Below are 20,671 nucleotides of genomic sequence, written 5' to 3' on the forward strand. Positions count from 1 at the left end.
CGCACCGCACGGTAACTGTCCAAGATCAGCTGGGTGCGCCTCCAGCACGGCCCGGAGTCGCATCGCATCGCGGGGAGGGGACGGGGAGGCATGGGGGACGCGATTCGCCGCCGCGACGGGCAGGTGCTCGTCTTCGACGCCGACGACACGCTCTGGGAGAACAACGTCCTGTTCGAACGGGTGATCGACGACTTCCTGGAGTGGCTGGACCATCCGACCCTCGACCGGGCCGAGACCCGGGCCATCCTGGACGACATCGAGCGGGCCAACGCGGTGGCGCACGGCTACGGCAGCAAGGTGTTCCTGCGCAGCCTGGGGGAGTGCCTGGAGCGACTGCGGCAGCGGCCCGCGACCGAGGCGGAGCGGCGCGAGATCGAGGGGCTGGCGGCGGCCCTGGTCGCGCACCAGGTGGAGTTGATGCCCGGGGTGGCCGAGGCGCTGGACGTCCTGGCCGTCCGGCACCACCTGCTGCTGCTGACCAAGGGCGAACGCGAGGAGCAGCAGCGCAAGCTCGACGCCTGCGGTCTGTTGCACCACTTCCGGGCCGCGCACATCGTGCCGGAGAAGGACGTCGACACCTACCGGTGGCTGGTCCGGGAACACGGCGTCGACCCCGCTGTCACGTGGATGATCGGCAACTCCCCGAAGTCCGACATCCTGCCCGCCCGCGCCGCCGGGCTGAACGCCGTGTTCATCCCGAACGACAACACCTGGGTGCTGGAGCACGACGAGCTGGACCCGGCCGACCCGGGCGTGCTGCGGCTGTCCGCGTTCCCCGATCTGCTGCGCCACTTCTGAGCCGCAGCCGGGCCGCCGGGGAGCCACAGCCGGGCTGCCGGGAAGCGGCGGCGGCGCACCGGACACAATGGTCGCCTCGACGGGAAACAGCGTTGGCCCCGAGGGGCGTGTTACGTCGACATGCCGCTTTTCCGCCTTGACATCAATCACGCCGCCTCGGCCCCGGCTCGTCCTTGTCCGGGCCCCGGCGGCACGCCTAGCCTGATTCGGCGCTCACGGCCCTTCGGGGTGGGCCGGGAGCGTGCCGAAGTCCGGTTGCCGGGCACACGGAGCTGAGTGCAGGCGGCAGGCTCGCCGCGTCGAGCCCGGCGTGGGCGGCGTGCCACGCCCACGTGCTCACGCGGTGCGTCCGTTACGACGCCGGACGGCTGGGGGCAGGACCGGGGAGTTGCGGCCCCGGTCCTGACACCCTCGGCGGATCGCCTCTCCGTCGCGTCGCCTGACGGCGGAAGACCCGCCGTCGCAGAGCGCCGCCCGACGACGGAAAATCCCCCCGTCGCAGAGCGCCACCGTGGGCATCACCATTCGATTCGGTGACCGGTGCGTCGGCGGGCCGGCGGGTGGGCCCACTGGTCGCCTGACTGCGCCGGCGGATCACCGTCGCGGGCCGCTGCGGCCGAGCCCTGCGGAGGGCGGCAGGGCACGGGCTACTCCCGCCGGCTCGGCCCGGGACGTGGCGGCCCGGCCGGTAACGAGCGTTGCCGGGCACGTCACGGGGCGTCGACGACCTCGCGTCCGAGGGGCCAGATCGCGGCGGGAACGAGCTTGAAGTTGGCGATTCCGAACGGAATGCCGATGACCGTGAGGCACAGCGCGACACCGGCCAGGACGTGGGACAGGGCCAGCCACCAGCCCGCGAGCACCACCCAGAGGACGTTGGCCAGCCCGGAGGCGATCCCGGCGCCGGGCTTGGGCACGACGGTGCGCCCGAACGGCCACAGCGAGTAGACCGCGAGCCGGAGCGACGCGACGCCGAACGGGATCGTGACCACCAGGACGAAGCAGATCAGCGCGGCGATGCCGTAGCCGGCGGCGAGGACGATGCCGCCGCCGAAGACGAGCCACAGCACGTTGAGCACAAATCGGATCATGTCTTCGAGCATGACCGACCGGTACCACCCGGTGCCGGCCGTCCGGCCCGTCGGGCGCCCTGCAGCGTGGGACCGCCCGCCACCGGACCCGGGGCGGGCGGGAGCGGCGGGAGCGGCGGGAGTACGTCTCAGGAGACCTCGCCGCGCACGATCGCCACCGCCACCCGGCAGAACTCGTCCATGTCGGGATTGAATCCGGCGGCGATGTCCGGGTGCAGCCCTGAGCGCGTCTCGTCGAGCAGCCGCTGGCAGACCTGCTCCACCGGCTCACCGGCGTAGCTGGCGCTGATCCGTTCCGTGGCGGCCTGCAACGCCGAGGTCAGCTGGTCCTCCAGCGGGCCCTGCAGCTTCTGCTGCACGGGATCGAGCCCGCGAGGGTCCAGCGTGACATGTGGCTCCGACATCGGCGCTCCCTTCGTCGGCGTCCGCGGTACCCCACCGCGGCCATCGGTCAAACCACGTGCGGTACGGCGGCCACCCGCACCCGGTACGAGAAGTTCTCGGCCGGCTCCTGCGCGTACGACAGCCGGCGGATCTGCCGGTCGTCGTCGTAGAGGGCGACGTCCACCAGGACGCCGAGGTGGGCCAGGCCGATGCTGGCCACCCGCTTCTTGTCCTGGAGCACCCCACACACCCCGCCCAGCAGGGCGCTGGCGTCGGAGGTGCGGTGCCCGGGCGGGCAGCGCAGCACGAGGTCCACCTCGATCGGCCCCGACAGCGGCGTCCAGCCGGTGCGCTGGGCCGCTTCGCAGGCCGCCTCGAGCAGGGCGCGGACCCTCGTCGCCTGCCGGTGCCCGGCGGCGAAGACGGACAGCGCCTCGGTCCTGACCGGTGGCAGGCCACTCACCTCGAACGTCAGGGCGAGAGCGCGCGTGTCCTGCACGACGGCACCTCCTCGTTGGCAACGATCCTGCCCAACGCAGCCGGCGGCGGCGGAGGATCCCGCGAGAACCCACCGATCGGGGCGGACCGACCGGCCCGGGGCGCCCGACGCCGATCATGAGGTTGGTCGCGACGAAACGGACGAATCGCCACGCCAACGTCATGATCAACGAGGCAGGGGAGGGGTGGGGGGATCTTGTTACGGTGTGGTCGTGGCGGATGGAGCGGCTGGTTGGGGGAGGAAGGTCCTGCTCTGGGCCGGGCTTCCCTTCCTCGCCCTTCTCGGGCTGGCCCTCGGTGTACCCGACGTCGCCCCGGCCTGGCAGGCGAAGTCCGGTGGCGGCACGGCGGGCACGTTTACCGCACTGCACGAGAAGTGCAGCCGCTACTGCGTCTGGTACGGCGACTTCGTCCCGGACGGGGGCGGGACGCCGCGTCACGACGTCATCGTCTACGACGGGCCGGACCGGCTGACCCAGGGGACCACCGTGGCGGCCCGCGACACCGGCGCCCGCAGGGGCGTCTTCGCCGTCCAGGGCGGCGACACCTGGCTGCTCTTCTCCGGGCTGGCGGGGGCCGGCGCGCTCGCCGCGATCGGCTGGGTGGTGCTGCTGGTGCGCGCGATCACCAACCGGCGCCGCGTCGGGCCCTGACCGGGCCAGCCAGCCACGCCTCCCCGAGCGGGCGAGGCGCCTCGACCGGGGAGGCCCGAGCAGGCGACGCCGCAGGCCCCGGGAGGGCAAACGGCCGTAGGCCCGGGAAGGCGACGCGGCGCAGGCCCGGGTAGGCGACGCCGCGCAGGCCCGGGTAGGCGACGGCCGCGCAGGCCCGGGCGAGCGATTGCCGCGGGCCCGGAAGGCGACTGCCGCAGGCCCCGGGAAGGCGACGCCGCAGGTCAGTGGCGGGCGCGCTTGACCTCGTGGAAGGCGGGCATCCGGATCAGGGGTAGCAGCGAGTCCCAGATCGTCAGGGCGTCGTCGGTGCCGGGGACCTCGGTCAGGATCGGGCCGTGGATGCCCCGCTCGGCGCCCGGGACCATGAGCACAGGCGCGCCGATGTCCGGGCCGGCCGAGGCGTACGCGAGGGCGTGCGACTCGCGTACCGCCTCGTCCCAGCGGTCGTCGTCGAGCGCCGGCGCAGCCTCTCGCAGGCCCGCCGCCTCGACGGCCGCGTCCACGATCTTCGCCGACAGCGGGTTGCCCGCGTCGTGGCTGCGGGCGCCGACCTCGGCGTAGAACCGGGCGACGTCGTCGTGGCGGCCCTCGGCGCGCAGCGCCTCCACCAGCCGCAGCGCCCGGCTTGAGGCGGTCATCGCGTCGGCGTACTCCGGCGGCACCCCGCCCGAGTTGAGGATGGCCAGGCTGAATGCCCGCCACTCGATGTGCAGGCCCCGGGCGTCGGCGACCGCGACGAGCCAGCGGGAGGTGCGCCAGGTCCACGGGCAGGCCGGGTCGAGGAAGAAGGTGGCGTCCATCGGCCGAGCCTACGGGCGACCGGGCCGGCCCGCACGGCGGTGATCCGCGCCACAGCCGGTGCCTCCGGCGCCGTCCCAGCAGCGTCAGGTTTCGCAACTTCGCAGGTCGGGCAGTGTTGGGGCCACGAAACGTCCGGGCGACGCAACCGCTGGTCAGACGGCCCGAACGGCTCGCCGTGCGCCGGGGCGCGGAGCCTCTCCCCGGCCTTGGCCGACACGAGGGGAGGGGTGATGAGCGACCCTGACAAGGCCGGACGCCGACGGCGGCCACGCGTGCGCGCGGTGGCTGCCGCCGCGGCGTTGACGCTGGTGGCACCGATGGCGGCCGCCTGCGGTTCCGACGGGGACGGCGGCACACCCACGATCAACCTGTACTACCCGCCGGAGCAGAACCTGCAGAAGGTCGTCGACGACTGCAACGCGCAGGCCCAGGGGCGCTACAAGATCGCCTACCGGGTGCTGCCCCGGCAGGCCGACGACCAACGGGTGCAGATGGTCCGCCGGCTGGCGGCACAGGACAGCGGCATGGACGTCCTCGGCCTCGACGTGACCTGGACCCAGGAGTTCGCCAGCGCCGACTGGATCAGGGAGTGGACCGGGCAGGACCGGGCCGAGGTCGAGCAGGGCACCCTCGCCGGCCCGCTGGAGACGGCGCGCTACGAGGACAAGCTCTACGGCGCGCCGAAGAACACCAACGTCCAGCTGCTCTGGTACCGCAAGGACCTGGTGCCGCAGCCGCCGAAGACGTGGGACCAGATGATCTCCACCGCCCAGGAGCTGAAGCAGCAGGGCAAGCCGCACCAGGTGCTCACCATGGGCGCCCAGTACGAGGGCCTCGTCGTCCTCTACAACACCCTCGCCGAGAGCGCCGGCGGCAAGATCCTCAGCGACGACGGCAAGAAGGCCGTCATGGACGAGGGCACCGTGCGGGCGCTGGAGCAGCTCCAGCGCTTCGCCACGTCGGGCGTGACATCGCCGTCGTTCAGCAACGCCACCGAGGACCCGGTCCGGCTGGAGTTCCAGTCCGGCGACGGCGCGTTCCAGGTCAACTGGCCGTTCGTCTACCCGGCGCTGCAGGAGGCCGACCCGGAGCTGGCGAAGCAGGTCGGCTGGGCCCGTGTCCCGGGCGTCGACGAGAACACCCCGAGCAAGGTCACCATCGGCGGGATCAACATGGCGGTCAGCGCCTACTCGAAGTACCCCGAGGAGTCCTTCGAGGCGGCCCGCTGCATCCGCAACGAGAAGAACCAGAAGTTCTCCGCGGTCAACGACGGCGTGCCGCCGACCATCGAGAAGGTCTACGCCGATCCGGAGATGGCTGAGGCGTACCCGATGCGGGACACCATCCTCGAAGAGCTCAAGGAGCCGGCGGTCCGGCCTTTGACCCCGGCGTACCAGAGCATTTCCACCGTCATGTCGGCGATCCTGTCGCCGCCGTCGGCGATCCGGCCCGAGCAGACCGCCGACGAGCTGCGCGACGCCATCGCCGACGCCCTCGAATCGAAGGGGGTCCTGCCGTGAGCCAGCGCACCCGGCGACTCGACGCCGACCGCCCGGAGGTGGCGGCATGAGCGTCAACGCCACGCCGGCCGGCGCCGACGTGGCCGCCGACGAGACGGCCGCCCGGCCCGGCCGGGACGCCAAGGTGCCGGCCCAGCGCGCCGGTCGGGGCCGCAAGGCCCCGCTGAGCGAGAACAAGAAGGCCGAGCGCCGGCTGGGCTGGCTGCTCTGCGCACCCGCCGCGCTGGTCATGGTGCTGGTGACCGCGTACCCGATCATCTACTCGGTCTGGCTGTCCCTCCAGCGCTACGACCTGCGTTTTCCCGCCGAGCGCCAGTTCGTCGGGCTGGAGAACTACGCCACCGTGCTGACCAACGAGTTCTGGTGGACGGCCTTCGGGGTCACCGCGTTGATCACGGTGGTCACCGTCGCCGTCGAGCTGGCGCTCGGCATGGGACTGGCGCTGATCATGCACCGTACGCTGGTCGGCCGGGGCATCGTGCGGACCGCCGCCCTGATCCCGTACGGCATCGTCACGGTCGTCGCGGCCTTCTCCTGGCGGTACGCGTGGACGCCGGGCACGGGCTACCTGGCCAACCTGTTCAGCGACGGCGCGCCCCTGACCGAGCGGGCCAGCTCGCTGGCGATCATCATGCTGGCCGAGATCTGGAAGACCACGCCGTTCATGGCGCTGCTGCTCATGGCCGGCCTCGCCCTGGTGCCGGAGGACCTGCTCAAGGCCGCCTCCACCGACGGCGCCACCTCCTGGCAGCGCTTCACCAAGGTGATGCTGCCGGTGATGAAGCCGGCGATCCTGGTCGCGCTGCTGTTCCGCACCCTCGACGCGTTCCGGGTGTTCGACAACATCTTCGTGCTGACCGCGGGCGGCAACGAGACCTCATCGGTGTCGATGCTCGCCTACAACAACCTGATCCGGGGCCTGAACCTCGGCATCGGGTCGACGATGTCGGTGCTGATCTTCCTCACCGTGGCGATCATCGCCTTCGTCTTCGTGAAGCTGTTCGGTACCGCTGCCCCCGGCAGCGACGACGGGGAGAGGCGTTGAGATGGCTGACACCACCACCCGGGCCAAGCTGCGCTGGGGCCTGCTGGACGCCATCGTGGTCGTCTTCGCGCTGGTGCCGGTGCTCTGGATCATGTCGTTGTCGTTCAAGACGCCGGCGACCCTGACCGACGGGAAGTTCATCCCGCAGGAGTGGACGCTCGACAACTACCGGACGATCTTCCAGACCGACCAGTTCGTCCGGGCCCTGGTCAACTCGATCGGCATCGCGCTGATCGCCACCGTGATCGCCGTGGTGCTGGGCGCCATGGCCGCGTACGCGATCTCCCGGCTGGACTTTCCCGGCAAGCGGCTGCTGGTCGGGGTCTCCCTGCTGATCGCGATGTTCCCGCAGGTGTCCCTGGTGTCGCCGCTGTTCGAGATCGAGCGGCAGCTCGGCCTCTTCGACACCTGGCCGGGCCTGATCCTGCCGTACATCACCTTCGCGCTGCCGCTGGCGATCTACACGCTGTCGGCGTTCTTCAAGCAGATCCCGTGGGACCTGGAGAAGGCGGCGAAGATGGACGGCGCGACGCAGGCCCAGGCGTTCCGGCGGGTCATCGCCCCGCTCGCCGCGCCGGGACTGTTCACCACGGCGATCCTGGTCTTCATCTTCTGCTGGAACGACTTCCTCTTCGCCATCACGCTGACCTCCACCGAGCGGGCGCGCACGGTGCCGGTGGCGCTGTCGTTCTTCACCGGCGAGTCGCAGTTCGAGGACCCCACCGGGGCGATCTGCGCCGCCGCCGTGGTGATCACCGTTCCGATCATCCTGTTCGTCCTCTTCTTCCAGCGCCGCATCGTCTCCGGCCTGACCTCCGGCGCAGTCAAGGGATAGGTGGTACTCATGGCTGACATCGTGCTCGACAAGGTGAGCAAGAAGTTCCCGGACGGGACCGTCGCGGTGGCCGACGTCGACCTGGAGATCGCCGACGGCGAGTTCGTCATCCTGGTCGGCCCGTCCGGCTGCGGGAAGTCCACCACCCTCAACATGATCGCGGGCCTGGAGGACATCAGCTCCGGCGAGCTGCGCATCGGCGGCCAGCGGGTCAACGACAAGGCGCCCCGGGACCGGGACATCGCGATGGTGTTCCAGTCCTACGCCCTCTACCCGAACATGACCGTGCGGGAGAACATGGCGTTCCCGCTGCGGTTGGCGAAGCTGGACAAGGAGACGATCAACCGGAAGGTCGAGGAGGCGGCGAAGGTCCTGGAGCTGTCCGCGCTGCTGGACCGCAAGCCGGCCAACCTCTCCGGCGGTCAGCGCCAGCGGGTCGCGATGGGCCGCGCGATCGTCCGGCAGCCCAAGGCGTTCCTGATGGACGAGCCACTGTCCAACCTGGACGCCAAGCTGCGGGTGCAGATGCGCACCGTCGTGTCGCGCCTGCAGAAGAAGCTGGGCACCACCACCGTCTACGTCACCCACGACCAGACCGAGGCGATGACCCTCGGCGACCGCGTGGTGATCATGCGGGGCGGCGCCGTGCAGCAGGTCGGCCCGCCGCAGGAGCTGTACGACCACCCGCGCAACCTCTTCGTCGCCGGCTTCATCGGCTCGCCGTCGATGAACTTCCTGCACGCCGCGATCGAGGACGGCAAGCTGCGTACGGCGCTGGGCGACGTGCCGATCGGCGAGCGGATCCGGCGCGAGCTGGAGGGGGCGGACGCCCCGCGCGAGCTGATCCTCGGCATCCGGCCGGAGCACTTCGAGGACGCCGCGCTGATCGACGACGACACCCGCCGCCGGGGCGCGGAGTTCGAGGCGCCGGTCGACATCGTCGAGTCCATGGGCTCCGACAAGTACGTCTACTTCAGCGTCGAGGGGGAGCGGGCCAGCGCCGCCGAACTGGAGGAGCTGGCGGCCGACGCGGGCGCCGACTTCAGTGGCGGTGGGGCCAGCCTGGTGACGCGGCTCTCCGCCGAGTCCCCGGTCGAGGAGGGACAGACCCGGCGCGTCTGGTTCAACCTGGAGAAGATCCACCTGTTCGACCCGTCCGACGGGCGCAACCTGACCCTGCACGAGGGACGGGCGGCGGGCGCGCTCGCCGACTGACGTACGCCGAGACGGGCGGGTGGGTCGAACCGACCCACCCGCCCGTCGCCGTGTCAGCGGTCAGCGACGTCGCCGGCTGCGTTCCGGGATGTCCGCGTCCACCCGCTCCCGGCGGATCCGGTCGTCGATGGGCTGCTCCTCGACGACCTCGTCCTTGGCCAGGTGGACCCGCTCGACGGGCACCGTCTCCTTGCCGACCACCGGCCGCTCGGCCCGCAGGGTCATCTCCTGCTCGGCCTCGCCGATGTCGGCGCGCATGCCGCGTGCGTCGCGGGCGGCGATGGGCTCCCGCTCCACGTGCACCTCGTCGTGCTCGACCGGCACGGTGGTGTGCACGTCCTCGGTGACCACGTACTTGCGCAGCCGTGCCGTGCCGGCGGGCTGGCTCTCCGTGCCGACCCGCATCCGCTCCTCGGACCGGATCATGTCCTCGCCGGCGGCGGGCTTCCGTCCCCGGTCGGGGGCTTGCGGCGCCTGCGGCGTCAGGCGGTAGTGGCCGTAGAGCTGCTGGATCTGCGTCGTGTCCAGCGGCTGTTCGGTGCCGGCGTCCACGGCCGGGGCGTCCTTCACGGTCGACTTGTCGTAGTCGACGGTGAGTCCGCCGTCGGTGATCCGGGCCTTGTCCAGCGGGGCCATCGACTCCTTGCGGCCCATCAGGCCCGTCTGCACGCTGACCCACGTGGGCTCGCCGGCGGCGTCGGCCCAGATCTGGCCCACGCTTCCGATCTTCGAACCCGAGCGGTCCTTGACGTCCTGTCCGTACAGCGAGTTGGCCTGCTGTGCACTCAGCTTCATCGGTCGTCGACCTCCCTCTCGTGTCATGGGCCGGATACCCGGCCGGCCGGCACGGATTCGTCGACGGCCGGCCGGATAGGAGCAGCACCGGCCTTCGGGCGGGCGCGGCGGGCGAGGCGGTCCGCCGGGGCCAGTGGGGCCGATGGGATCCGTGGGACGGGTCGCGCCTTCGGCCTGGCGGTCAGTCGGGCCAGACGATCCGTAGCGGCAGGCCCAGGAAGTCGGCGTAACGGCCCAGCGCGACCGCCACCCGGGCCCGGGTCCGCTCCTCGAAGGGCACCAGCGGGAACACCGTGACCGTCACCCGGTTTCTGCCAACTGCGCGCTTCCACGTGCCCACGACCCGCCCGTCCCGGACGACCGTGGCCTGGAAAACGCCGTTGCGCCCCGGCACGATCGCCTCGGCGTGGGCGGGGTCCAGCATCAGCGAACGGTCCTTGAAGCCCAGCAGGTACTCGTCGAAGCCGGGCAGCACCAGCAGGTCGTCGACCGGCTCGCGGGGCGCGTCGAGCAGGGCCGCGTCGACGAGCGCCTCCTGCCCGTCGACCCGCACCACGGTCAGGGCGTCGCCGGCCGCCGCGAAGCCCCGGCGCGCGTCGGTGAGCGTCAGCCCCGTCCAGCCGGCGAACTCCCGGGCGGTGACGGGCCCGTGCCCCCGGACGTAGCGGTGGGCGAGCATCGCCAGGGCCTCGTCCCGCTCGGGCCGGCGAGCCTCGGGCGCCCACTCGGCGAGCAGGGCGAAGGTCTGCTCGGTGCCGACGTTGGGCGCGAGGCAGGTGACGCCGCGGACGCTGGCGTACCAGAGCAGGTGGTAGCCGCGCTGGTCGCCGGTGTCGATGCCGGCCGCCTCCAGCGTGGCCAGGCACAGCGCCCGGGTGAGCCGGCCGCCGCCGGCCAGCGCGGCGCCGAGCACGTCGAGCGCGCGGTCCGCGTCGGTCTCGGTGAGCCCGAGCTGCGCGCGGCGGGTGGCGGCGCCGGCCAGCGAGCGTACGCCGGTGAGCTCCAGCATCCAGCGGGCGTCGCGGGGCGGCACGAGGTGCACGGTGCCCCGCATCGGCCAGGTGCGCAGCGCCTCCCGGCGTTCCAGCGCGGCGTGCACGTCGGCGTGGCCGAGCGCGGGCAGCCGCACCCCGAGCGACCACATGCCGCTGGCCAGGTCCTGCGCCTGCATGGCCCCGAACCACCCCACCACGCCCTCGACCCCGCCCACCGCCGCCGTGGGATGCGGGCGGAGCAGCAGGCCGGTCATCCGCAGCGCGAGCGCCTCGCGCCCGGTCAGCTCCGCTGGCATGGGGGCTCCTCCGCTCGGGTGGGGCACCAGACTAGGGCCGACCTCCGACATCCGACGCATGACCGCCGTCGCGGCGGGAAAGCGGCCGGCCAGCAGGCGCGCCGTCCGCGCGCCCGGAGGGAGCGACATGACCGCGTCCAGCGAGCCGGCCCGGGGCGCCGGCACACCGACCCGCGCCGGCCGAGGCGGCCCGGCCGCCAAGACCAGCGCCGCCGCCGCCTTCGCACTGGTCTTCGGGGTGGCCGCGCTGATCAGCGTGCTGACCGTGATCCTGTCCTGGATCGGCCTGCTGCTCGGCATCATCGGCGTGATCCTGGGCATCGTCGGGCTCAGGATGGCCGGTCGGCCCGGGGTGACCGGCCGGGGCGTGGCGATCGGCGGCCTGGTGCTCAGCGCCCTGGCGGTGCTGATCGGGCTGGCCTTCGCCGCCGGGATCACCACCGTCCTCAACAACGAGGACGCCGTGAACCGGATCCAACAGGAGGTCGACGACCTGCGCGACCGCCTCGACACCTGACCCGGCGGCCCCTGCCGCGGCAGGCCGGGGCGCGTCGGCTCCCCTGATCGCGCTTCGCCGGCGACGCTGCCGGCGCAGCGCGATCCCCCGTTCAGGGTGGCCGGTGCCGGGCGGTTGCCGGTCCGCCGGCGCCGTGGCACCAGCATTCCCGGCCGGCGGTCGGACCGGCACCGGAACGGATCGAAACTTGCGGACATCTTGAGCTACCGACGGCAGCGGGGCCGTCACAGTGGGCGGTGCATGACGGGCAGGTCCACGAAGCCCCGGGCCGGGCGCGCGACCCCGGGTGACCGTTTGACGGCGCAAACATCGGGTAGTCGCGGGAGCTGACCCGACATGAGGAGGGAACACCCGATGGCTGCCCAGACCAAGGTCGCGGTGATCTACTACAGCGCCACCGGCATCACGTACCAGATGGCGCAGGCGGCGTGCGAAGGCGCCGGTGAGGCGGGCGCCGAGGTGCGGCTGCGCAAGGTGCGCGAGCTGGCGCCGGACGAGGCGATCCGTTCCAACTCGGGCTGGCACGCGCACCAGATGGAGACCCAGGACGTCCCCGAGGCACAGCTGGACGACCTGTCGTGGGCCGACGTGGTGATCTTCGGGACCCCGACCCGGTACGGCGTGATGGCCGCCCAGCTCAAGCAGTTCATGGACACCACAGGGCCGCTGTGGTCGCAGGGCGCCCTGGCGGACAAGGTCTATTCCGCGTTCTGCTCGACGGCCACCTCGCACGGCGGGCAGGAGGCCACCCTGCTGTCGATGTTCAACGTCTTCTACCACTGGGGCGGAGTCGTGGTGACCCCCGGCTACACCGACCCGAGCCAGTTCGTCGCCGGCAACCCCTACGGCGCCTCGCACACCAGCAACAACGGCGAGACGGCGCCGGACGACATCGCGCTCGGCGCCACCGCGTTGACCGCCAAGCGCGCGGTGCGGATCGGTGCGGCGCTGAAGGCGGGCCTGGCCGGCTGACCCGGCGTCGCCGGTTCACCGGCTGGACCGGCGCTGCCAGCGGGTCGGCTGTACCGGCGCGACCGGCGGCCCGGGCGGGGGCTCTCGACCCGTCCGGGCCGCCGGTCGCAGCACCCCTACCCCCGATCGGGGCGGCTATGCACGCTCGGCCGCTCCCGACAACCCGCCGTGCGCCGTCGACGGATGTCCCGTCGGCGCCGGCAGCAGCGCGCCCACCAGATCGGCGAGGACGGCCACGCCGTCGGGGCTGAGCACCGACTCCGGATGGAACTGCACCCCCGCGAACCCGCGCCCGCGCAGGGCGTGCACCGCGCCGTCCGCCGCGTCCCGGGCCAGCTCCACCGGGCCGTACGGGGTGTCCAGCCGGTCGGCGTCGGCGCGCGCCGTGAAGGTGGCGTAGAAGCCGACCCGGCGGCGCGTGCCGAAGATGTCCACCTCCCGCTGGAGCCCCTGGTAGGGCGCGTCCCGGCGGTGCGGCGCCAGCCCGAGCAGGCCGGCGAGCAGTTGGTGGCCCAGGCAGACGGCCAGGGTCGGCCGGCCCTCGGCGAGCAACCCGGAGAGCAGCCCCCGCATCGTGCGCATCTTCGGCTCGGCGGTGCTGCCCGGGTCGCCCGGACCGGGGCCGACCACCACCAGGTCGTGGCCGTCCACCGGACCGGCGGCGTGCCACGGCCGCACTGTCACGGCCAGGCCGAGCGCGCGCAGCTGGTGGGCCAGCATGCCGGTGAAGGTGTCCTCGCCGTCGACGATCAGCGCCCGCCGGCCGGCCAGCCCGGGCAGGCCACCGGCGCCCGGCGACCGCTGGTCGAGCCAGAACCGGGCCAGCGGCGCGTTGCGTGCGGCCAGCGCGGCCCGCACCTGCGGGTCGTCGGCGAGGCGTACGGCGGGTTCCGGGCCACCGACGGGCGCCTGCGGGCCGAGGCCGAGCGCGGCCAGCACGCCGGCCGCCTTGGCGTGCGTCTCGGCCACCTCGCCCTCGGCGGTCGAGTGCCGCACCAGGGTGGCCCCGACCGGCACCCGCAGCTCGCCGGCGGGGGAGATCTCGGCGGTACGGATCAGGATCGGCGCGTCCAGGATCTGCCGGCCGGCGTCGTCGTGGCCGAGCAGCGCCAGCACCCCGGCGTAGTAGCGCCGCCCGGTGCCCTCGTGCCGGGCGATGACCCGGCAGGCGTTCTCCATCGGGCTGCCGGTGACCGTGGGCGCGAACATCGTCTCCCGCAGCACCTCCCGCACGTCCTTCGTGCCCCGGCCGGCGAGCAGGTACTCCGTGTGGGCCAGGTGGGACATCTCCTTGAGGTGGGGCCCGACCACCTGGCCGCCGTGCTCGGCGACCGTGGCCATCATCTTGAGCTCCTCGTCGAGCACCATGTACAGCTCCTCGACCTCCTTGGGGTCGGCGAGGAAGCGCAGCAGCGCGGCCCGGTCGGCGCCCGCGCCGGTGTGCCGGAAGGTGCCGCTGATCGGGTTCATCATGACCAGGCCGTCGTCGACGCTGACGTGCCGCTCCGGGCTGGCCCCGACCAGGATCCGGGTGCCGGTGTGCACGAGGAAGGTCCAGTACGCGCCGCGCTCGCTCCGCAGCAGCCGGCGCAACGCGGCGAGCGCGGCGACCAGCGGCGGACCCTGCACGGTGGCGCGCAGGCAGCGGTGGATGACGAAGTTGGCGCCCTCGCCGCGCCCGATCTCCTCGGCGAGCACCCGGCCGACGGTGGCGGCGTACTCGTCGTCGGTGACGTCGAAGGCGGCGTCGGCCGTGCGCACGGGCACGTCGGGCAGGGCGGCGAGCGCCTCGGCCAGGACGACCCGTTCGTGCCGGTCGATCTCGAGGAACTCCAGCGGGACGCCGTCGTCGACGCAGGCGAAGCCCCGCTCGGTGATCTGCCGGTAGGGCACCAGCGCCAGCGTCCGGGGGCCGGGCGCCCCGCCGGGCAGGGGGAGGTCGGCGAGCCGGCCCGCCGTGCGTACCGTGCCGGTGAACAGCTCCAGGTGCGCGGCGCCCTCGCGGCGGACGAGCGCGAACGGGCCGGGGTCGCCGCCGCCGGCGACGGCGGCGAGCAACTCGGTCAGGTGGGTCATCGGGTCTCCTCGGGCCGGGCGGCGCCCGGCGGGGCGACCGGGAGGGCCGGGGAGAGACCGGCGGCCGCCTCGTCGGGCGGCCGCGTGGGAAGCTACGCGCGGGGGATGGCCGCCGGATCGGCGGGCCACCAGCAGGACAGGTGCGCGGGCATGCGATCACCCTACGGCCCCGCGCGGGCACCGGAAAGCCGATCGGGCGTACAGCCCAGGCGCTGGGACGCCGGGGCGCACCGCACCGGGTAACTTGACCCGCGATGAACATTCTCGCGCTCGACCTGGGCACCTCCTCGGTACGCGGACTCGTGCTGGACACGGACGCCCGCCCGCTGCCCGGCGCGCTGGCCCGGCGCAAGGTGAGCCTCGCCGTGCACGACGACGGCACCGGCACGCTGGACGGCCCCGGCTACCTGGCCTGCCTGGTGGCGTGCCTGGACGAGCTGGCCGCCGGTGGCCACCTGCGCGACGTGTCGCTGGTGGCGACGTCCGGGCAGTGGCACTCGGTGGTCCCGCTCGGCGCCGACGGCGCGCCCCTCGGACCGGTGCTGACCTGGCTGGACACCCGTCCCGAGGCGCCCGCCGGCCCGGCCGGCCCGGCCGACCCGGCCGACTTCCACCGGCGCACCGGCACGTGGTGGCACCGCTGCTACTGGTCGGTCCGGTTGCCCTGGCTGCGGGAACACACCGGCGGGCGGGTCGCCCGGTTCGCCGGCCTGGCCGAGTACGTGCTGGGCGAGCTGCTCGACTCGGCGCCCATGTCGATCTCCCAGGCCTCCGGCACGGGCCTGCTGGACCTGCGGACGCTGGACTGGGACGCCGAGGCGTGCGCGCTGGCCGGCAGCCACGCCGACGAGCTGCCCGAGCTGGCGCCGAACGGATGGCGGGGCCGGCTGCGGCCGGCGTACGCGCGGCGCTGGCCGCAGCTCACCGACGCGCCCTGGGCCGGCCCGGTGGGCGACGGCGCGGCGTCGAACGTCGGCTCGGGCTGCGTCGAGCCGAGCCGGGTCGCGGTGACGGTCGGCACGTCGGCGGCGGTGCGGCTGGTGCAGCGCGTCCCGGCGGGGCAGGCCATGCCACCGCTGCCCGAGGAGCTCTGGCGCTACCGGGTCGACCACGACCACGTGGTGACCGGCGCCGCGTACTCCTCCGGCGGCAACCTCTTCGCCTGGGCCGACCGGGAGCTGCGGTTGCCCGGGGGTAGCGAGCTGGAGGCCGCCCTGGCCCGGGTGCCGCACGACAGGACCCTGCCGGTGAACGTCCGCTTCGGCGGGGACCGGCCGCCCGGGATGTCCCCGGCCGGCTCGGGCGCGCTGGGGGGCCTGAGCTTCGGCACCACCTCGGTGGAGATCCTGGCGGGGCTGATGCGGGGCCTGTGCGACCTGGTCGCCGGCGACCTCGTCGTGCTGGAGTCCACGGTGGACGAGTCGGTCGAGGTGGTGCTCGGCGGGGGAGCGGTGGCGGCCTCCGACTGGTGGCGTACGTCGTTCGCGGCGGCGCTCGCGCCCCGGCCGGTGTGGTACGGGCGCAACCCGGAGGTCGGGGCGAGCGGCGCGGCGCTGGTGGCCCTTGGGCGCATCGGTGACGCCTCCCGGCTCGCCGCCATCGTCCGGACGGACGAGACCGGCTCACCCTCCTGAGTAGCACCTCAGCCCGCCCCGTTGACACGGCTAGCGGGCCTGGTTGGATGGACTCCGCTCCCCGGCTCGCGGCGGACGCGGGACAGGGAGGGGGTAGGTGTGGGGGCAGGTCCGGAACCGTCCGACGACGGGGTGTCGCAGCACCGCCGGCGCCGGTTCGACGTCCGGGTCGTGCCGCACCGTCGCCGCTCCCCGTTCCGGCTGCGGGACTGGCGGATGCGCACCAAGCTCGTCACCGTGCTGGTCATCCCGTCGGTCGCGTTCCTGGTGCTGGCCGGCGTGCAGACCCACACCCTCGTCGGGCGGACGACCGCGTTGGGTGACTTCGCCCAGCAGGTCGGCATCGGCCGGGAGATCGTCACGCTGGTGCACCAGCTCCAGCAGGAACGCGACCGGGCCGCCGGTGAGCTGGGCGAGTTGCGCCGAGGCGGCGCGGGCGCCGACCGGGACTCGGCGATCGTGGTGCTGAGGCCGTTGCAGGCCGCCACCGACCAGGCGCTGCGCGACCTGCGCCGGGCCGCCGGGCCGCTGGCCGACGCGGACGCCTCCTGGCGGGTCGCCTACTCGGAGGTGCTGGAGGCCTACGACCAGGTCGTCTACATCCGGGCCGCGATCCCCCCGGCGGTGCTGGGCAGCGACACCATCCTGAGCAACTACCACCGGGCCGTCGACGCGCTGCTGCGCCTGCTCGCCGAGCCCTCGCCGGGCGAGGACCGGCCCGCACTCAGCGACGCGGTGCTGCGCTACGTGCAGCTCGCCCGGGTCAAGGAGCTCTCCTCACGGGTCCGGGCCCAGCTCTACGAGGCCGCCCGCGCCGGCCGGTACGGCGTGGAGGACCAGGTGGTCCTGACCGACCTGCGCGCCCAGCAGCTGACCGCCCTGGGCGCGTTCCGGGTCGCCGCCACCGCCGAGCAGGTCCGCCGCTACGACGAGACCTCGACGGATCCGGGGTTCCTGACGGCCACCCGGTTGGAGGAGCAGAGCCTGGTGACCGGGGCCGCCGCGCCGAGCGTGCTGCCGGCGCCGCAGTGGTGGGCGGCCGGCGAGCAGCGTCAGGAGCTGCTCCGCCGCATCGAGGCGTCGGTGCTCGACGACGCCGTACGGCAGGCCGACGGGGTGAGCGCGACGCAGCTGCGGACCACGCTGCTGGTCGTCGGCAGCATCCTCGCGGTGCTGCTGGTCGCCCTGCTCATCTCCGTCCTCGTCGGCCGGTCCATGGCCCGGTCGATGCGGCTGCTGCGCGGCCAGGCGCTGCGGATCGCCCAGCTGGAGCTGCCGGACGCCCTGGACCGGCTGCGTACCGTGACCGGGGGTGTCCCGGCCATCGAGGTCCCGCCGGCGGTGGTCCGTTCGCTCGACGAGATCGGCGAGCTGGCGGAGGCGTTCGTCGCGGTGCACCGCAGCGCGGTCAACGTCGCCGTCGAGCAGGCGACCACCCGGCGCAACGTCAACGCGATGTTCGTCAACCTCGCCCGGCGCAGCCAGGTGCTCGTGGAGCGCCAGTTGGAGCTGCTCGACGACCTGGAGCGCGAGGAGAGCGATCCGGACCAGCTGGAGAACCTCTTCAAGCTCGACCACCTGGCCGCCCGCATGCGGCGCAACGACGACAGCCTGCTGGTGCTCGCCGGGACGGAGGCGACCCGCCGGTGGAACCGGCCGGCGGGGCTCGGCCCGATGCTGCTCGCCGCCAGCGCCGAGATCGAGCAGTACCAGCGGGTCCGGCACGGGGCGGTCGCCGACCTGCACGTCGTCGGCCACGCCGTCGGCGAGCTGGTCCACATCCTCGCCGAGCTGCTGGAGAACGCCACCTCGTTCTCCCGTCCCGACACGGTCGTGGCGGTCACCGCCCGGAGCGAGGGGGCCGGCGCGGTCATCGAGATCACCGACCGGGGGATCGGCATGAGCCCGGCCGCGCTGGCCGAGGCGAACGCCGTCCTGGCCACCCCGCCGGCCGCCGACGTGGCGACGGTCGAGCGGATGGGCCTGTTCGTGGTCAGCCACCTGGCCGCCCGGCTCCGCGTCGAGGTGCGCCTGGCCGGCGGCGAGGAGGGCCTCGTCGCCCGGGTACGGCTGCCCGGTGGCCTGCTGGCGCCGGCGCCCGAGCGGGAGGCGCCCGTCGCGGCCCGGATGCTGGCCGCCGCGGCGTGGGACGGGACGCCGCCGCCCGGTGGGTTGCCGGTGGCCGGGCGGCCGCCGGCGTGGGCCGGTGCGCGACCGGCGGGCGAGCTGCCGGCGGCCGGGCGGCGGTCCGAGGCCCCGCCCCGGCAGGCCCGGTCGGTCCCGGTGCGGGCCGAGGACGTGCTCGCCCCGGCGGCCCGGCCGCCCGCGTCGACCGGTGGGGGCTGGTGGTCCCGGCAGGGGCCGTCGCCCGGTCCGGTGCCGGGGGCCTCGCCCACGCCGCCGGCCGTCCCGGTCACCGGCGGGACCAACGAACGCGGCCTGCCCGTCCGGGTGCCGATGGCACAGCTCTCGGCCGTCACCCGGCCGGCCCGGCCGGAGCAGCCGGCGGTACGCCACGACCCGGACCCGGAGGCGGTCGGGGGGATGCTGTCCCGGTTCTACAGCGGGGTACGGCGGGCCGAGGCCGAGGACACCACGGAGATTTCCATGCCGCCGGGCGGCGTACGCACCGAAGGGGGACAGCGATGACGACGTTGAGCCGGGAGGCCCGCGACCTGAGCTGGCTGGTCAGCGGGTTCGCGGAGCGGGTGCCGGGGGTGGTGCACGCCATCGTGGTCTCCTCCGACGGCCTGCTGGTCGCGATCTCCGACCACCTGCCCCGCGACCACGCCGACAAGCTCGCGGCCGTGACCTCGGGGCTGATGAGCATCACCGCGGGCGCGGCGCAGATGTTCGACGGGGACATCGTCAAGCAGACGGTCGTCGAGATGGGGCGCGGCTACTTCCTGGTCATGCAGGTGCGTGACGGTTCCATCCTGGCCACGCTGGCCGGGGCGGAGGCCGACATCGGTGTGGTCGGCTACGAGATGGCGCGGCTGGCCAAGCAGGCGGGGGAGATGCTCACCCCGGCGCTGCGGGCGGAACTCCAGCAGGCCCTGCCCCGCTGACCGGGTCGACGCGCCCGCCCGGCGTCCACGCTGGCGGGCGCGCCGACGGCGTCCACCCCGGCGCCGCCGAGCGGCGCCGGGGTGGCGGGTGCCCGGCGGTCAGAGACCGTTGGCGGCGATGACCTGGCGGTACCAGTGCGCGCTGCGCTTGAGCACGCGCCGCTGGGTCTGGTAGTCCACGTGGACCAGGCCCCAGCGCTCGTCGTAGCCCGCGTCCCACTCGAAGTTGTCGAGCAGGGACCAGACGTGGTAGCTCTCCAGCGGCACGCCGGCGGCCATGGCCCGGTGCGCGGCGGCGAGGTGGTCGCGCAGGAAGGTGACCCGGCCGGCGTCGTCGACCGTGCCGTCGGCGTCGAGGGTGTCCGGGGTGGGCAGCCCGTTCTCGGTGACGGTCAGCGGGATCGGGCCGTAGTCGCGGGTCACCCGGGTCAGGATGTCGTACATCCCGTCGGGGTGGATCTGCTGCCAGGAGGCCTGTGAGGTGGGCCAGCGCCCGACCGTCGCGCCGTCGCCGGTGAGGTAGTAGGGCGTGTAGTACTGCACGGCGAGCAGGTCGACCGGCGCGGCGATGGTCGCCAGGTCGCCGTCGCGGATGCCGCGGACCAGCCGGCTGTCGGGGCCGAGGTCGTCCAGCACGTCCTGCGGGTAGCGGCCGGTGAGGATCGGGTCGAGGTAGAGGCGGTTCTCGTAGCCGTCGTAGAGCCGGGCGGCCCGGGCGGCCTCGGGCGAGTCGTCGGCCGGGTAGCAGGGGTGCAGGTTGAGCGCCGGGCCGATCCGGCCGGAGCCGGTGGCGCGGAACGCCGCCACGGCGAGCCCGTGGGCCAGGTGGAGGTGGTGGGCGACCAGGTACGCGGCGTCCGGGTCCTGGCGGCCCGGGGCGTGGTGACCTTCGAGGTAGCCGTTCTGCACCACCGTCTTCGGCTCGTTGACGGTCAGCCAGACCGGCACCCGGTCGCCGAGCGCGCGGAAGACGATCTCGGCGTAGTCGGCGAACCGGTGGGTGACGTCGCGCGACTCCCAGCCACCGGCGTCCTGGAGGGACTGCGGCAGGTCCCAGTGGAACAGCGTCGCCATCGGCGCGATGCCCCGCTCGTGCAGCCCGTCGACGAGACGGCGGTAGAAGTCGAGCCCGCGCTGGTTGGGCGCGCCGGTGCCGTCGGCCTGTACGCGCGGCCAGGAGATGGAGAACCGGTAGCTGTCCAGCCCGATGTCGCGCATCAGGTCCAGGTCCTCGGCGTACCGGTGGTAGTGGTCGGCGGCGACGTCGCCGGTGTCGCCGTTGCGGGTGCGGCCCGGCGTGTGGCTGAACGTGTCCCAGATCGACTCGCCCCGGCCGTCCTCCTTGGCCGCGCCCTCGATCTGGTAGGCGGAGGTGGCCGCCCCCCAGCCGAAGCCCGGCGGGAAGCGCAGGCCTGCCGACGGCGTCTCGTCGGCGCGCGGCGCGGGGCCGGTAGGGG

The 20,671-nt window shown here is 73.7% G+C and carries 19 protein-coding genes; 11 read left to right on the forward strand and 8 right to left on the reverse strand.

The features are described 5' to 3' along the window. Positions 1-90 precede the first annotated feature (90 nt). Complete coding sequence (locus F6X68_RS17230) at positions 91-798, forward strand: HAD family hydrolase (RefSeq protein ID WP_151455251.1); 708 nt, start codon at positions 91-93, stop codon at positions 796-798. Between the two features lie 710 nt (positions 799-1,508). Here the strand turns inward: F6X68_RS17230 and F6X68_RS17235 are convergent. The 3 genes from F6X68_RS17235 to F6X68_RS17245 form a co-directional block, all read right to left on the reverse strand. After that, complete coding sequence (locus tag F6X68_RS17235) at positions 1,509-1,889, reverse strand: YccF domain-containing protein (RefSeq protein WP_101415103.1); 381 nt, start codon at positions 1,887-1,889, stop codon at positions 1,509-1,511. A gap of 128 nt (positions 1,890-2,017) precedes the next feature. Continuing rightward, positions 2,018-2,293, reverse strand: coding sequence for a hypothetical protein (locus tag F6X68_RS17240; protein WP_121400795.1), 276 nt, complete (start codon positions 2,291-2,293; stop codon positions 2,018-2,020). Positions 2,294-2,340: 47 nt separating this feature from the next. Continuing rightward, positions 2,341-2,772: a hypothetical protein gene (locus F6X68_RS17245; RefSeq protein ID WP_151455252.1), complete on the reverse strand. Its 432-nt coding sequence runs from the start codon at positions 2,770-2,772 to the stop codon at positions 2,341-2,343. A gap of 211 nt (positions 2,773-2,983) precedes the next feature. Here F6X68_RS17245 and F6X68_RS17250 point away from each other — a divergent pair, with 211 nt between their 5' ends. Then, the gene (locus F6X68_RS17250) at positions 2,984-3,424 is read left to right on the forward strand and encodes a hypothetical protein (protein ID WP_151455253.1); all 441 of its coding nucleotides are present in this window, start codon (positions 2,984-2,986) and stop codon (positions 3,422-3,424) included. A gap of 242 nt (positions 3,425-3,666) precedes the next feature. Here the strand turns inward: F6X68_RS17250 and F6X68_RS17255 are convergent, their stop codons facing one another. Then, positions 3,667-4,245, reverse strand: a complete 579-nt coding sequence (locus tag F6X68_RS17255) for a DsbA family protein (protein ID WP_151455254.1) — start codon at positions 4,243-4,245, stop codon at positions 3,667-3,669. 231 nt (positions 4,246-4,476) lie between these two features. On the opposite strand from F6X68_RS17255, the gene F6X68_RS17260 reads away from it, so the two are divergent. The 4 genes from F6X68_RS17260 to F6X68_RS17275 are packed head-to-tail and all read left to right on the forward strand — an operon-like array spanning position 4,477 to position 8,861. Beyond that, positions 4,477-5,766 (forward strand): ABC transporter substrate-binding protein, encoded by a 1,290-nt coding sequence (locus F6X68_RS17260; RefSeq protein WP_151455255.1) that lies wholly within the window; start codon positions 4,477-4,479, stop codon positions 5,764-5,766. Between the two features lie 46 nt (positions 5,767-5,812). Then, positions 5,813-6,811: a carbohydrate ABC transporter permease gene (locus tag F6X68_RS17265; protein WP_151455256.1), complete on the forward strand. Its 999-nt coding sequence runs from the start codon at positions 5,813-5,815 to the stop codon at positions 6,809-6,811. A 1-nt stretch (position 6,812) separates the two neighbouring features. Next, complete coding sequence (locus tag F6X68_RS17270) at positions 6,813-7,646, forward strand: carbohydrate ABC transporter permease (protein WP_121400801.1); 834 nt, start codon at positions 6,813-6,815, stop codon at positions 7,644-7,646. 9 nt (positions 7,647-7,655) lie between these two features. Continuing rightward, positions 7,656-8,861 (forward strand): ABC transporter ATP-binding protein, encoded by a 1,206-nt coding sequence (locus tag F6X68_RS17275; RefSeq protein WP_151455257.1) that lies wholly within the window; start codon positions 7,656-7,658, stop codon positions 8,859-8,861. Positions 8,862-8,921: 60 nt separating this feature from the next. Here F6X68_RS17275 and F6X68_RS17280 read toward each other — a convergent pair whose 3' ends face one another. Together F6X68_RS17280 and F6X68_RS17285 are read right to left on the reverse strand one after the other, a co-directional pair. Next, a complete protein-coding gene (locus F6X68_RS17280) occupies positions 8,922-9,656 on the reverse strand; it encodes a PRC and DUF2382 domain-containing protein (RefSeq protein WP_151455258.1) in 735 nt (244 codons plus the stop codon). Positions 9,657-9,837: 181 nt separating this feature from the next. Then, the gene (locus tag F6X68_RS17285; protein ID WP_151455259.1) at positions 9,838-10,947 is read right to left on the reverse strand and encodes a winged helix DNA-binding domain-containing protein; all 1,110 of its coding nucleotides are present in this window, start codon (positions 10,945-10,947) and stop codon (positions 9,838-9,840) included. A 127-nt stretch (positions 10,948-11,074) separates the two neighbouring features. On the opposite strand from F6X68_RS17285, the gene F6X68_RS17290 reads away from it, so the two are divergent. Both F6X68_RS17290 and wrbA read left to right on the forward strand, forming a co-directional pair. After that, positions 11,075-11,464, forward strand: a complete 390-nt coding sequence (locus F6X68_RS17290; protein WP_151455260.1) for a DUF4190 domain-containing protein — start codon at positions 11,075-11,077, stop codon at positions 11,462-11,464. A gap of 354 nt (positions 11,465-11,818) precedes the next feature. Then, positions 11,819-12,436 (forward strand): NAD(P)H:quinone oxidoreductase, encoded by a 618-nt coding sequence (wrbA, locus tag F6X68_RS17295; protein ID WP_151455261.1) that lies wholly within the window; start codon positions 11,819-11,821, stop codon positions 12,434-12,436. Positions 12,437-12,571: 135 nt separating this feature from the next. On the opposite strand, the gene F6X68_RS17300 is transcribed toward wrbA, so the two are convergent. Then, a complete protein-coding gene (locus F6X68_RS17300; protein WP_151455262.1) occupies positions 12,572-14,512 on the reverse strand; it encodes an anthranilate synthase family protein in 1,941 nt (646 codons plus the stop codon). A gap of 254 nt (positions 14,513-14,766) precedes the next feature. On the opposite strand from F6X68_RS17300, the gene F6X68_RS17305 reads away from it, so the two are divergent. The 3 genes from F6X68_RS17305 to F6X68_RS17315 all read left to right on the forward strand — a co-directional run bounded on the left by F6X68_RS17305 (position 14,767) and on the right by F6X68_RS17315 (position 19,214). Further along, positions 14,767-16,146 carry an FGGY family carbohydrate kinase gene (locus F6X68_RS17305; RefSeq protein ID WP_151455263.1) on the forward strand — a complete coding sequence of 460 codons (1,380 nt, stop codon included), beginning with the start codon at positions 14,767-14,769 and terminating at the stop codon, positions 16,144-16,146. 99 nt (positions 16,147-16,245) lie between these two features. Next, complete coding sequence (locus F6X68_RS17310) at positions 16,246-18,795, forward strand: nitrate- and nitrite sensing domain-containing protein (protein WP_151455264.1); 2,550 nt, start codon at positions 16,246-16,248, stop codon at positions 18,793-18,795. Between the two features lie 5 nt (positions 18,796-18,800). Further along, positions 18,801-19,214: a roadblock/LC7 domain-containing protein gene (locus F6X68_RS17315; RefSeq protein ID WP_197697869.1), complete on the forward strand. Its 414-nt coding sequence runs from the start codon at positions 18,801-18,803 to the stop codon at positions 19,212-19,214. A gap of 99 nt (positions 19,215-19,313) precedes the next feature. Here the strand turns inward: F6X68_RS17315 and F6X68_RS17320 are convergent, their stop codons facing one another. Further along, positions 19,314-20,624 carry a GH1 family beta-glucosidase gene (locus F6X68_RS17320; RefSeq protein ID WP_151455265.1) on the reverse strand — a complete coding sequence of 437 codons (1,311 nt, stop codon included), beginning with the start codon at positions 20,622-20,624 and terminating at the stop codon, positions 19,314-19,316. Between the last annotated feature and the right edge of the window lie 47 nt (positions 20,625-20,671).

The sequence above is a fragment of the Micromonospora sp. AMSO12t genome, from assembly GCF_008806585.1.
Taxonomy (GTDB): domain Bacteria; phylum Actinomycetota; class Actinomycetes; order Mycobacteriales; family Micromonosporaceae; genus Micromonospora; species Micromonospora reichwaldensis.